General features: G+C 59.5%; 10 protein-coding genes. 7 read left to right on the forward strand and 3 right to left on the reverse strand.

Annotated features, from left to right (window positions below):
• Positions 1–172: 172 nt before the first annotated feature.
• The 7 genes from ABQX22_RS14810 to ABQX22_RS14840 all read left to right on the forward strand — a co-directional run bounded on the left by ABQX22_RS14810 (position 173) and on the right by ABQX22_RS14840 (position 7679).
• Positions 173–1084, forward strand: a complete 912-nt coding sequence (locus ABQX22_RS14810; RefSeq protein ID WP_349800611.1) for a TauD/TfdA dioxygenase family protein — start codon at positions 173–175, stop codon at positions 1082–1084.
• 33 nt (positions 1085–1117) lie between these two features.
• Positions 1118–2233 (forward strand): ABC transporter substrate-binding protein, encoded by a 1116-nt coding sequence (locus tag ABQX22_RS14815; RefSeq protein ID WP_349800612.1) that lies wholly within the window; start codon positions 1118–1120, stop codon positions 2231–2233.
• Positions 2234–2237: 4 nt separating this feature from the next.
• Entirely contained in the window at positions 2238–3149 is a 912-nt protein-coding gene (locus tag ABQX22_RS14820; RefSeq protein WP_349800613.1) for an ABC transporter permease, read from the forward strand.
• Positions 3146–3934, forward strand: coding sequence for an ABC transporter permease (locus ABQX22_RS14825; protein WP_349800614.1), 789 nt, complete (start codon positions 3146–3148; stop codon positions 3932–3934). Before ABQX22_RS14820 ends, ABQX22_RS14825 begins: the two co-directional genes overlap by 4 nt.
• A 34-nt stretch (positions 3935–3968) precedes the next feature.
• Positions 3969–4769 carry an ABC transporter ATP-binding protein gene (locus ABQX22_RS14830; protein ID WP_349800615.1) on the forward strand — a complete coding sequence of 267 codons (801 nt, stop codon included), beginning with the start codon at positions 3969–3971 and terminating at the stop codon, positions 4767–4769.
• Between the two features lie 629 nt (positions 4770–5398).
• Positions 5399–6604 carry a non-hydrolyzing UDP-N-acetylglucosamine 2-epimerase gene (gene wecB, locus ABQX22_RS14835; protein ID WP_349800771.1) on the forward strand — a complete coding sequence of 402 codons (1206 nt, stop codon included), beginning with the start codon at positions 5399–5401 and terminating at the stop codon, positions 6602–6604.
• A gap of 616 nt (positions 6605–7220) precedes the next feature.
• Positions 7221–7679, forward strand: coding sequence for an REP-associated tyrosine transposase (locus tag ABQX22_RS14840; protein WP_349800616.1), 459 nt, complete (start codon positions 7221–7223; stop codon positions 7677–7679).
• Positions 7680–7879: 200 nt separating this feature from the next.
• Here the strand turns inward: ABQX22_RS14840 and ABQX22_RS14845 are convergent, their stop codons facing one another.
• The 3 genes from ABQX22_RS14845 to ABQX22_RS14855 are packed head-to-tail and all read right to left on the reverse strand — an operon-like array spanning position 7880 to position 12805.
• The gene (locus ABQX22_RS14845; RefSeq protein WP_349800617.1) at positions 7880–9256 is read right to left on the reverse strand and encodes an HlyD family type I secretion periplasmic adaptor subunit; all 1377 of its coding nucleotides are present in this window, start codon (positions 9254–9256) and stop codon (positions 7880–7882) included.
• Positions 9246–11399, reverse strand: a complete 2154-nt coding sequence (locus ABQX22_RS14850) for a type I secretion system permease/ATPase (protein WP_349800618.1) — start codon at positions 11397–11399, stop codon at positions 9246–9248. Before ABQX22_RS14850 ends, ABQX22_RS14845 begins: the two co-directional genes overlap by 11 nt.
• A 53-nt stretch (positions 11400–11452) precedes the next feature.
• Complete coding sequence (locus tag ABQX22_RS14855; protein ID WP_349800619.1) at positions 11453–12805, reverse strand: TolC family outer membrane protein; 1353 nt, start codon at positions 12803–12805, stop codon at positions 11453–11455.
• Positions 12806–13126: the final 321 nt, after the last annotated feature.

Below are 13126 nucleotides of genomic sequence, written 5' to 3' on the forward strand. Positions count from 1 at the left end.
ACAAGCTGGTTCCTACAGGATCATTGAGCGCGAATAAGCTTATATCCTGCAGTTATCTTCATAAAATCCACGCATACATCCGCTTCTATATTTAGAAGAAAAAGTGATTATCCGGGTGCCGATTTATATCCTTATGATCTGAGCCACAACAATCTGAAACAGGAGTTCAGACATGGCGATCCAGATCAATCCCGTGGCCGGCAGAATTGGCGCTCAACTGAGTGGCGTCTCTTTATCCGGCGACATCTGCGGTGAAGACTTCGATGTCATCAACGCCGCGCTGCTGAAATACAAAGTGCTGTTCTTCCGCGAGCAGTTTCTCAGTGACGAGCAGCACGAGAGCTTCTCTCGCCGATTCGGCGATCAAGTGCCGCACCCTACGGTGCGTTCCGCCGAGCAAAGCACCGCCATCCTGCACCTGGACGCCAAGGAAACCCGCGCCAATTCGTGGCACACGGACGTTACCTTCGTCGCCAATTACCCCAAGCTGTCCATCCTGCGCGGCGTGGTGATTCCGCCTTACGGTGGCGACACCGTCTGGGCCAACACCGCCACCGCTTACGCTGATCTGCCGGAGCCGCTCAAACGGCTGGCCGACACGCTGCGCGCCCTGCACACCAATCTTTATGACTACGCCGCCCCGCGCAACACCAGCGATGCAGGCCTGAAACGATACCGCGAGCAATTCACCGCAGAAATCTACGAAACCGAACATCCCCTGGTGCGCGTTCACCCTGAAACCAGCGAGCGCAGCCTGTTGCTCGGGCACTTCGTCAAACAGATTCAAGGCGTGAGCAGCAATGACTCGAAACAGCTGATCCGCCTGTTTCACGACCGCATCACCCACGTGGACAACACCGTGCGCTGGCGCTGGCAGGCCGGTGACGTGGTGATCTGGGACAACCGCGCCACCCAGCATATTGCGATCAACGACTACGGCGATGCCGAACGCATCGTGCGCCGCACCACCGTGGCCGGTGACGTGCCGTATGGCGTCGACGGGCATGTGAGTCAGGCCATCAAACCCACCCCGGACACCCTCTCGCCGAAGACTGAGGCCGACAAAAAACACTTGGCTGCCTGAACCCTCTTTCAACTCGCACAGGATGGAACCGTCATGGCACAGGCCAAGCGAAACTCGTTATTCAGCACACAACGCGTGGCTACCGCACTGGCGGCGCTGCTGATGATTCCCATGGCCGAGGCCGACGTCTTGCGCATCGGCGTGGCAAACGCGGGCGGCGGTGATCCCGTGACGTTCAGCGGTTCGCCCCTGAGCATCGTGCGCAACCAGCAACTGCTGGAAAAAGCTTTTGCCGGCACCGGCACCGAGGTGCAGTGGTTCTTCTTCAAAGGCGCGGGGCCTGCGGTCAACGAGGCGCTGTCCAATCAACAACTGGACTTCGCCTACGAAGGCGACCTGCCACAGGTGGTCGCCCGGGCCAATGGGCTGGACACCAAACTGCTGGCCGCCATCGGCGTGCGGGCCAACGTTTACCTGGCCGTGCCCAAGGGCTCGGACATCAAACGCATCGAGGATTTGAAGGGCAAGAAAGTGGCGGTCTTCCGGGGCACCAACGCGCATCTGGTGTCGATCAATCTGCTGGCCGACCACGGCCTGACCGAGCGCGATCTGAAAGTGATCAATCTGGACAGCGGCAGCAGTCAGGCGGCGCTGGCGTCCAAGGGCGTCGATGCAGCGTTTGGTGGCCGCGAGTTGTTCAAACTGCGCGATCAAGGCCTGATCGACATCATCTTCGACAACCCGACCAACGACGTGCGCTACACACGGCAATTGGCGCTGGTGGTGCGCGGCCCGTATGAGAAGGAACACCCGGACAACGTGCAAAAGGTGGTCGATACCCTGGTCGATGCAGCGAAGTGGGAGTCCGATGAACACAACCGCGACGCCGTGCTCAACGAATGGGCCAAGACCAACGAACCGCTGGCCTCACTGAAAGCCGACTTCGCCAACCTGACCCTGCGCGACAGTGCGTCGCCGCTGGTGGATGAGTTCCTGCGCTCGCGGTATCAGGCGGTGGCCGATCAGGCCAAGGAAGAAAAAATGATCCGTCGCCCGGTGATGGTGGACGGCTGGTTCGAGACCCGCTATCTGGAAACCGCGCTTAAAGCCAAAGGGCTGGAGCATTACTGGACCCCGTACGGCCCGGACGGCAAGCAGCCAGCGAGTACGGCCACCGCGTCGGCGACATCACTTAAAAGCGGAGGCTGACCTCATGGCCCGAGCCCATGCCGCCATACGCCAACAGCCGTTGGATGCCACGCCCCCCAGCGCATCAATCGAGCGCCTGCCGGCCTTCCCCGCCCGACCTGCACGCCGGGTTACCGCCAGGCCGAAACCCGCTGGCGGTTGGACCGCGCGACTGGGCAATCGCGCGCTGCCATGGCTGCTGCCACTGACGCTGCTCGGCTTGTGGTATCTGGGCACCGAGCGTGGCTGGCTCTCGGAACAAGTGCTGCCGCCGCCCGCATTCGTCTACCAGACACTGACCGACCTGATCACCAGCGGCGACCTGTGGCTGAACGCCTCGGCCAGCCTGCAACGGGTGCTGATCGGTTTCGTGCTCGGTGCCGGTCTGGGCATGACCCTGGGCTTGGCGATGGGGCTGTCGAAAACCGTCGAGGACTACGTGCTGCCGACGTTCAACGCGCTGGTCCAGATTCCGGTGCTGGGCTGGCTGCCGTTTGCGCTGCTGCTGTTTGGTATCGGCGAACCACTGAAGTACGTGTTGATTGCCCACTCAGCGTTGATCCCGGTCACGTTGTGCACGCTGCAAGCCTTCCGCCAGACGCCAAAAGGCTTGCTCGAAGTGGGCAGCGCGTACGGGTTCAGCCGCCGCCAGGTGGTCACCGACATCGTGATCCCGTCCGCCATCGCGCCGATATTCACCGGCTTGCGCCTGGGCTTCACCAAGGCCTGGTTGTCGCTGGTGGTGGTCGAGCTGCTGGCGTCGAGCGAAGGCCTGGGTTACCTGATTGCCTACGGGCGTCAGCTGTTCCAGCTGGATCTGGTGATGGCCGCCGTGGTGGTGGTCGGGGCGGTGGGTTTGCTGATTGATCGCGGGTTTGACGCGGTCGAACGGCGCTTGCACAAGGGCCGTCCGCTGACGCTGGGGAGGCTGCAATGAGCACCCTGGCCGTGCCCTATAAAAGAAGCAGCAAACGTTATCGCGGCTGGGTGCTGCCGATGGTCGCCGTGGCTGTCTGGTGGCTGGCGGCGAATCAGGGCTGGAGCACCTCGGGGCTGCTGGTTTCGCCGCAGAAGGTCGCTGAAACGGCGTGGGAGCAGGTGACGTCGGGCCAGTTCTGGCGGGCGATATCGTCCAGTCTGGTGCGTAATCTCAGCGGTTTTTTCATTGGCACCGGGTTGGGCCTGATGCTGGGCTGCCTGCTGGGGTTCTCGCAGCTGTTCGAGCGTCTGGTCGGACCGAGCTTCAATACCTTCAAGCAGATTTCGCTGTTCGCCTGGATTCCGCTGATCTCTGTGTGGTTCGGCCTCGGTGACGTGGCCAAGGTGGTGTTTCTGTCATTGGCGGCGCTGGTGCCGGTGGTGGTCAACACCTGCGACGGCATCCGCAACGTGCCGCGCAATTTGCTGGAAGTGGCCCGGGTCTACCGCTTCAGCCGCTGGCAGACCGTGACCGGCGTGATGCTGCCCGCCGCACTGCCCTCGATCTTCACCGGGATTTACCTGGGGCTGGTGTATTCGTGGCTGGCCACCATTGGCGCTGAATACCTGTTGGTCTCCGGCGACGGCATCGGCAACACGCTGATCGATGGCAGCGAACATTTCATGATGGACCTGGTGCTGTTCGGGATGGTGGTCATCGGCCTGGTGGGCTGGGCGTTGAACACGCTGGCGCGCCGGGTCGAACGCCGCATTCAGCGCCTTTACGGCATTACGCCGCGCTAACTCTTTTCAGGTTTGACAGACAGGATCGACAACCATGGTCAACGCACTCAATCACTCGCCCGGAGATACTCCCCATGCCAACGGCTTGCGCCTGGAGAACATCAGCAAGCGCTTTCAATCGGCCGCAGGTGACGACACGCAATTGCAGGTGCTGGACAACGTTCAGCTGGACATCGAGCCCGGCGAATTCATCACCATCGTTGGCGCCAGCGGCTGCGGGAAATCCACCTTGCTGCGGTTGATTCTGGGCCTGGACGAGGACTACGACGGCCGTATCCTGCTGGGCGAAACACCGATTCGCGGGACCGGGCTTGAGCGCGGCATCGTGTTTCAGGACCACCGCTTGTTCCCTTGGCTGACGGTGGAGCAGAACATCGCCGTCGGCCTGAAAAACGCTCCCCTGAGCGCGGCGCAAAAACGCGAGGCAGTGTCCGAGCACATCACGCTGGTGGGGTTGCAGGACTTTACCGCGTCGTACCCGCATCAGATTTCCGGCGGCATGGCGCAACGCGTGGCCATCGCCCGCGGTCTGGTCAATCGGCCCAGCGTGTTGCTGCTCGATGAGCCTTTCGGCGCCCTCGATGCGCTGACCCGCACCCGGTTGCAACGCGAGTTGCAGCACATCTGGCAGCACGAAAAGATCACCATGGTGCACGTGACCCATGACGTCGACGAGGCGGTGTACCTGGGTGATCGCGTGGTGGTGATGCAACCCAACCCGGGACGCATCCGCCGTATCGTCGACATCAACCTGCCCCGCCCCCGCAACCGCAGCGACGCGCGCTTCATCGCCCTGCGCGATGACGTGCTGAGTGACTTTGCGGAGTTGTCGTAGCTCGCTGTTAAGAGGCGATAAATGACTGGTGTGAACGTCGCCCGGTCATTCATATCAATCGAGGAACTGTCGAAAGTCTGAACAATGTATGTTTGCCCCATTCCCCTGACCTGTTGTTAAAAGAAATAGGGCTGCAGCACTTCTAGTTGGCCATTTCGTCATTTAAGCAGCGTCAGTGTCCCGACATAAACGACAACTTATTAACGTCAATAAAAGAACTTTTATCCATTCCCAGCGGTCGTTTTCTGCGTGCCTGAGAGCGGTAAGCCATTGAATTAAATGGATAAAATCGACCTTACCCCCTGCCCGACACTTTCCTGCACCGGCAAAGTGTGACGTTATTCTCATTAACGTGACCGACCCCATTCCTACTTTAAAGTTTCGCCAGCCATCGCTAGCAAAAAGCCATGTAAAAACCTTTTGCATTGAAACTTCATTGCGTTAATACTTGGACGCTTGGGCACAGTGCCATCTCACAGTGAAGTGAACATCGAATCTCCATTCCGATTTTCCCCGCCCGATATACACACCAAACTCATTAGTCATCTGAAGGTATTGAGCCCTCATGTGATCTGCTGTGCGGCGCTTGTTAGCGCGGGAGGAAATCAATGATCGAACGCGACGCCAGCATCAAGATCCTGTCAATTTTTGGTACCGCACCGGAAGCGATCAAGATGGCGCCGCTGGTCAAAGCGCTGGCGCAGGAGCCGGGCATCGACTCGCGTATCTGCATAACCGGCCCCCAGCAAAGCATGCTGCAACAGGTGCTGGACATGTTCGATCTGAAGGCGGACTACAGCCTGGATGTCATGCGCCCAGGGCAAACCCTGAACTCGCTGACGGCTGCGTTGTACGCCGCCATCGACCCGGTCCTGGAAGAGATGCAACCCGACAAAGTGCTGGTCCACGGCGACACCACCTCGGCGATGGTTGCGGCCATGTCGGCGTTTCACCGTCGAATCCCGATCGGGCATGTGGAAGCGGGCCTGCGCACCGGTGACATCCATCAGCCGTGGCCGGAAGAAATGAACCGCCGCAGCATCGATCTGGTGTCGGACCAGCTGTTCACGCCCACGGCCGAGTCCCGACGCAACGTGCTCGGCGAACGCCTGCAGGGCGTGTCATTCGTCACCGGCAATACCGTGATCGATGCGCTGCAGATGACGGCGCAACGCATCGACAGCAATCAAACGCTGCGTGTGGCCCTGGACCGTCAGTTCAGCTTTCTGGTGCCTGAGCGCAAGACGCTGCTGGTCACCGGGCATCGCCGGGAACATATCGGCGATGGCTTCCTGAATATCTGCAAGGCCTTGCGCCTGCTGGCTCAGCGTAACGACATGCAGATTGCCTACCCGGTGCCTGTGAATCCCGATGTGCCAAGTCCCGTCGCTGAACTGCTGGGTGATTTGCCCAACGTGCACCTGATCAAACCGCTGGATTACCTGTCCTTCGTGCGCTTGATGCAGCGGGCCCACGTGATCCTCACCGACTCCGGCGGCGTACAGGAACAAGCGCCATCGCTGGGCAAACCGGTGCTGGTGACGCGTGATGTCACCGAGCGGCCTGAGGCTGTGGCGGCGGGCACGGTGCGGCTGGTCGGTACTGATTCGAACGCAATCGTGCGCGGGGTCTGCGCCCTGTTTGACGACGAACACCTGTACCGCAGCGCTTCCCGCGCGGCCAACCCCTATGGCGACGGCCGCGCCTGTGCGCGAATCGTCGACGCCTTGATGGGGCGCCCAGTGCACGAATTCGTTCCCGAAACACTGCATCGACGCCTCGAGCCCGCTGAATCACACGTCAAGCCAGCCGCCCTGCGCGCTGTGTCGAGCTAGCGAAACCGCACGCTGCCTGAACACCCGAACTGTCGGGTGACACGCCTTTGTGGCAGCGGGTTTGTCCGCGAAATGGTTGGTACAGCCGATGCATCTCTATCGCCCATGACTCAGCCTTCGCGGACAGGTCCGCTCCCACAGGTTCGGTGTCAGATCCAAACACTCGGCTGAGCGGCGGCCACCACAGCCTCGCTACTGGACCCGGAACTAGAGCTGGAACACTTTCCCCGTGGGAGCGGACCTGTCCGCGAAGAGGCCGATGCAGCCAGTCCATCTCTGTCGCCCATGACTCAGCCTTCGCGGACAGGTCCGCTCCCACGGGTTATGTGACCGACCTGAAAATTCAAGCTGAAACACAGTCCGCATACTTCCTGCTCAGTCCCAAATCCTGGCTGAAACATATTTCCCCGGTGGGAGCGGACCTGTCCGCGAAGAGACCGATGCAGCCAGTCAATCCCTGTCGCTCATGACTCAGTTTTCGCGGACAGGTCCGCTCCCATGGTCTTGGGTTTGCGCTGAAGGTCTATGAGCCAGGAAATATGTTGAGGCTTTTCTGGCATGCGCTGTTGCCCTTGCGTGGCTAGCGTCATTGCTTACGTAGACACGGAGAACAAGGATGTCTGATTACGCCGCATCATGTCGATTGCGCACCGGGCGGTATTCCTGTTTGGGGCAGACCTATCTGGTGACTTCAAACACACGAAACCGGACCCCGATTTTTCGTGACTTCACAGCAGGTCGATTGCTCGTACGTGAATTGCGGCGCGCGGAGGAGCAGGGGTTTGCGAACTCGCTGGCTTGGGTGGTGATGCCGGACCACTTGCATTGGCTGTTTGAGTTAAAGGCAGGGACACTTGATGGCTTGATTCAGCGAGTCAAAGCTTGCAGTTCAAGAACTATCAACCGCCACCGATCAATCACTGAGCCGGTGTGGCAATCCGGCTATCACGATAAGGCGCTCAGAGCAGAAGATGATTTAGTGAAACTCGCCAGGTACACCGTCAATAACCCGGTGCGGGCGGGTTTGGTGCGGCGGGTCGGTGATTACTCACTGTGGGATGCCATTTGGGTGTGAGCTTGCTAACGCCTACCCTGTGGGAGCGGACCTGACCGCGAAGAGGTCGGTACAGTGGATGCATCTCTGTCACCTAATACTCAGTCTTCGCGGACAGACGGAGCGCCGCCCGGTCCGCTCCCATGGGATTTTGCGCTTGCCCCCAACTTGAGCTGAAACAGGCCGCCACAAGTATTCGGTCAACCTTACAGCTACAACCATCAACGCTCGTGCAGCGCCTCGGCCCGGGCTTTGAGCACGGGTTTGAGCAAGTAGCTCAACACGCTTTTCTTGCCGGTGATGATGTCGACGGTGGCGACCATGCCGGGGATGATCAGCAGCGGGTGCTCGTCGGTGCCCAGGTGGCTGCGGTCGGTGCGCAGTTTGATCACGTAGAAAGTGTTCTTCTTTTCTTCGTCCTGGATGGTGTCAGCGCCGATCTGTTCCAGCTTGCCTTTGAGGCCACCGTAGATGGTGTAGTCGTAGGCAGAGAATTTGATCATCGCCTCCTGGCCCGGGTGCAGAAACGCAATGTCCTGCGGCCGAATGCGCGCTTCCACCAGCAACGTGTCGTCCAGCGGCACGATTTCCGCGATGTCGCTGCCCGGCTGGATGACGCCGCCGACAGTATTGACCAGCATCTGCTTGACGATACCCCGTACCGGCGAGGTCACCATGGTGCGGTTGACCCGGTCTTCCAGACCCTTGGCGGTGGACTGGGCCTTGCTCAGGTTGGTCCGGGCTTCGTTCAGCTGAGTAAGGGCGTCACTGCGGAACTTGCCGCGTGTCTCGTCGACTTTGCGTTGCACTTCATTGATCGCGGCCTGGGCACGCGGAATGGCCAACGTAGTACCGTCGAGCTGACCGCGTGTTTCCACTTCCGAACGTTTCAGGCGCAGCACTTCGACCGGCGACACCGCGCCCTGCTTGACCAGCGGCTCGGACATGCCGATTTCCTGGCGCAGCAGGCCCAGGCTGTTGCGGTATTGCTCCTGCTTGGAGGCAAACTCGCGCAGTTCCTGTTGACGCTGGATCAGTTGCTGCTGCAAACCACCCAGTTCATCGGCCAGTTGCTGACGACGGCTCTGATACAGCGATTCTTCGTTGGCCGCCTGGTTCGGCGCGCTCTTGCGGGCTTCGGCCGAGATGTTCAGCGGACGGTTATCCACTTCGGCGCTCAGGCGCTCAACGCGCAGTTCCATCGACACCCGGTCGGCCTCGGTCTCACCGACGTTGGAGGCAAAACGCGTGTCATCCAGGCGAATCAGCGGCGCACCGGCTTCGACGATCTGCCCGTCGTGGACGTAGATCTCAGCGACGATACCGCCCTCAAGGTTCTGGATTTTCTGGATCTTGGTCGACGGAATCGCCTTGCCCTCACCCTTGGTCACTTCGTCGATGACGGCGTAGTTGGCCCAGATGATCAAAAAGGCAAAAAACAGAATCACGGCCCAGATGGTCAGCCGCACGATACGCGGAGCGTCATCCACCAATGCCTTCTCGACTTCGGGCATCGGTGGCCCTTCGAGGGACGAGGTGCCGCGAAAGTAGCGAAGAATCCCGCCGCCGGACTGCCCTTGACCTGACTTAAGCAACACTGATCTGCCCCTTCTTCAACGCTTCCATGACGGCGGCTTTCGGGCCGTCGGCGAGAATCTGACCACGGTCGATCACGATCAAACGATCAACCAGACTGAGCAGCGATGCCCGGTGAGTGACAAGGATCACTGTCTTGGTCTCGATGACCGCTTGCAGGCGCTGCTTGAGGCGTTCTTCACCGGTGTTGTCCATGGCGCTGGTCGGTTCGTCCAGCAGGAGAATGGGAGGATCGAGCAGCAATGCACGCGCCAGGGCGACGTTCTGCCGCTGGCCGCCGGACAGGTTCTGCCCCCGCTCGCCCACTTGCAGCTCGTAGCCCTGGGGGTGCAGCCGGGCGAACTCGTGGACGCCCGCCAGTTCGGCGGCTTGCAGGACCATTTCATCGTCCACGTAGCGCGCGCCGGAGACCAGGTTGTCGCGCAAGGTGCCGGCCAGCAACTGAATGTCCTGGGCGACGTAGCCAATGTTATGGCGCAGCTCGCTCACATCGATCTGGCGGATGTCCACGCCGTCCACCAGCAACGAACCGGCGTCCGGCTGATACAGACCCACCAGCAATTTGGCCAACGAACTCTTGCCCGAACCACTGCGACCGATGATGCCGATCTTCTCGCCGGGACGAACCACCAGGCTGATGCCCTTGAGCGCCAGTGTCTGCTGGTTGGGATAGGTGAAATCAAGGCCGCGAAATTCCATGGCGCCTTGCAGGACCTGACGGCTCAGGGGGCGCTCGTCGAAATTGCGCTCCTGGGGCAGCTCCATCATCTGATCCACGGACACCATGGTCACTTTGGCTTGCTGATAACGGGTCAGCAGACCGGACAGCTGAGCCAACGGGCCCAACGCACGACCGCTGAGCATGTAACACGCGACCAGGCCGCCCATGCTCAGGTTGCCGTCGATGATTTGGTAAACGCCGAAACAGATCATCGCCACGCCAGCCAGTTGCTGGATGAGCAACGTGATGTTCATCGCCAGGCCAGACAGAATTTTGACCCGCAGCTCCAGACGGCTAAGCGTACCGATGGTCTGTTCCCACTGGTACTGACGCTCGCTCTCGGCGTTGTTGACCTTCACGGCATCGAGCCCGGCGAGGGTTTCGATCAGGCTGGACTGACGCTCGGCGCCGAGGGCCATGGTGCGCTCAAGGGTGGCGGTCAGGGGTTTCTGCAGGAAGTGGCCGATGCCCAGCGCCAGCGGGAAGGCAATGATCGGAATCCACACCAGGTGGCCGCCCAACAGCGCGATCACCAGCAAAATGATCAGGGTGAACGGCAGATCGATCAGGCTGGTCAGGGTGAGCGACGTCAAAAAGTCGCGCATGCCCTGAAACTCGTGGATGTTCTGCGCGAAGCTGCCCACCCGCGCCGGCCGGTATTTCATGGCCATGCCGACGATGCGTTCAAACAGGGTCGCGGAAATGATCAGGTCGGTTTTCTTGCCCGCCAGGTCCAGGCACAGACTGCGCAGGCCCTTGAGCAAGAGGTCGAACAAATAGGCGCCGCAGATGCCCGCCGCCAGCACCCACAAGGTGGCAGTGGCTTGATTGGGTACCACGCGGTCGTAGACGTTCATGACGAACAGGGGCGCAGCCAGGGCAATCAGGTTGATCACCAGGCTTGCAGCGATCGCGTCGGCGTACAGCCAGCGCGAGCGTTTGAGGGTGTCTTTGAACCAGGACTTCGCGCGAGGAATCAGCGAGCCTTTGGTCACGTCAAATTTATGTTGCGGCTGGGCGAAGAACACCCGTCCGTTGTAATCGTTGGCCAGCACTTCGCGGGCCACCACCACTTCGCCGCCGTCGCTTTCGCTCAGCAGCAACCGTGCGCTGTCATTATCCCAGCCCAACAGCACGGCGCTTCGGCCGTCCTTGAGCATCAACAACGCAGGCAGGGCAATCGAGGGAATGTGTTCGAGTTTTCGTTGCAGCAGACGCCCCTGCAAACCGGCTCGCGCCGCAGCACGCGGCAGTAAGTCGGCGCTCAAGCGCTGATCGGGCAATGGCAGACCGGTGGTCAGCATGGCCCGACTGGCAGGCTTGTGATGCAGGGCGCAGAGTGTCAGCAGGCCATCGAGTAACGGATCATCGTGCTGGCCGCGAGGATCGTGGCCCAGTTGAACCGAAGGTAATTCCAAATCCACGCTGACACTCTCTATTTTTTGCTAGCTGTTTAAAAACCTGATTGCGTCAAAAATCAGTTCATGCCCGGCAGTTGCACTGTCGGTTTCGAATCGTTCTGCACAACCGATGCCATCGGCGCGACAACACCCTGACTTTTCAGCAGAACGCCCATGTCCGCCTTGATGCGGTACTGGCTGTACTGCTTGAGGTTCTGCAACTGCACCAGACGCTGCGAAGCGGTGAACAGCTCATTTTCGCTGTCCAGCAAGTCGAGCATGGTACGTTCGCCCAGGCTGAACTGCTGCTGGTACGAAGTACGAACGCTGGTGGTGCGATCCACGTACTGCTGGGCAATCGGGATTTGCGAGTTGGCGTTGTTGTAGGCGTTCCAGGCCAGGCCCAGTTCTTCGTTCAACTGACGCAAGGCGTTGTTGCGGATGTCCAGCGCCTGGGAAGCCAGGTAGGACTTGGACTGCAGGTCAGCCTTAGTGCTACCGCCCGAGTACAGGTTGAAGCGCATGCGCACCATCGCTTCCCAGCCATTGTTGTGGCCTTCGTCGCCGCCGACGTTGTTGTCGGCATTACGGCCCAGTTCGGCATCAAAGCGTGGGTAGTACGAAGACTGAGCGGAGGTGTACTGCTTTTCGGCGGCGGCAATATCCGCTTCGGCGGAACGCAGTACCGGACTGTTTTCCAGCATCTGCTGGCGCGCTTCCTGCAACGTGGCCGGCATCATGGCCGTAACGGGCGAAGGCGCTTCCAACAAGTCAGGCATCTGACCAACGGCACTCAAGTAATTAGTTTGAGCGTCGGCCAGATTAGTCTTCTCGGTCATCAAGTTGTTTTGTGCTTGAGCCAGACGTGCATCGGCCTGATCCATGTCTGCCATTCGGCCGACACCACGGCTCGTTCGAAGTTTAATCTGATCGTAAATTCTTTCGTGGCTTTTCAAATTCTCTTCAGCCAGGCGAACCATTTCGCGTTGCGTTAATACATCCAAGTAAACCTGGGCAACCATCAACCCGGTACGTTCGGAAGTATTAAGCAGGGCATAACCACGCGAGTTGGCGGTGGCTTGCTGGCGAGCTACTTCGTTGGACGTCTGAAAGCCGTCGAACAGCATCTGCTGCAGGCGGATGGCCGACTCGCCTCGGTTCAGGGTCTGATAGTCGTGATCACCCGTAGTGGCGCGGGTGCTGGGCGTGTCGGAACCGGCACGGCCGTAGCCTGCGGTCACGTCGACGCGTGGCAGGTAACCGCCCTTGGCAGCACGAACCGCGTAGTCCTGAGCAATGCGCGCATTAACGCCAGCTTGAACCTCAGGGTGAACGTCCAACGCTTGCTGCATGGCTTTCTGCAGACTGTCTGCATGGGCCAGACCAGCGGTAAGAGCGAATGGAATAGCGATAAAGATGTGCGCACGCATGAGAGTAGGTCCCGAGAACGATCGTGTTCTAAACGCAGCAGAAATCCCGCCGCATCATAAAAAATGGCTATTGAATGGACCGTTGTCGAAGAGTTCTGAATGAGACTTGGGATCACACAGCAGAAAGACGCGATTCCATTAAATATCAATGTGACATTACGGAGGCGATTGTTTAGGATGTCGCCGAATAGGTCAATAGTTTGGCAAAAGTTAATTCCTGAGCAGTAATCAATCGCACTAAATTGACGCCAAAACATTAATTTTTAGAAAAATTAGCCAGTTATTTATTTGGCGCCAATTAATCGTGCAAAAAATCGTACT

The sequence above is a fragment of the Xanthomonas sp. WHRI 1810A genome, assembly GCF_040202885.1.
Taxonomy (GTDB): Bacteria; Pseudomonadota; Gammaproteobacteria; order Pseudomonadales; family Pseudomonadaceae; genus Aquipseudomonas.

Coding starts and splice junctions, on each gene's coding strand:
- ABQX22_RS14840 (WP_349800616.1), top strand. CDS start 7,221: ATGTCTGATTACGCCGCATCATGTCGATTGCGCACCGGGCGGTATTCC.
- ABQX22_RS14855 (WP_349800619.1), bottom strand. CDS start 12,805: ATGCGTGCGCACATCTTTATCGCTATTCCATTCGCTCTTACCGCTGGT.
- ABQX22_RS14825 (WP_349800614.1), top strand. CDS start 3,146: ATGAGCACCCTGGCCGTGCCCTATAAAAGAAGCAGCAAACGTTATCGC.
- ABQX22_RS14830 (WP_349800615.1), top strand. CDS start 3,969: ATGGTCAACGCACTCAATCACTCGCCCGGAGATACTCCCCATGCCAAC.
- ABQX22_RS14810 (WP_349800611.1), top strand. CDS start 173: ATGGCGATCCAGATCAATCCCGTGGCCGGCAGAATTGGCGCTCAACTG.
- ABQX22_RS14815 (WP_349800612.1), top strand. CDS start 1,118: ATGGCACAGGCCAAGCGAAACTCGTTATTCAGCACACAACGCGTGGCT.
- ABQX22_RS14820 (WP_349800613.1), top strand. CDS start 2,238: ATGGCCCGAGCCCATGCCGCCATACGCCAACAGCCGTTGGATGCCACG.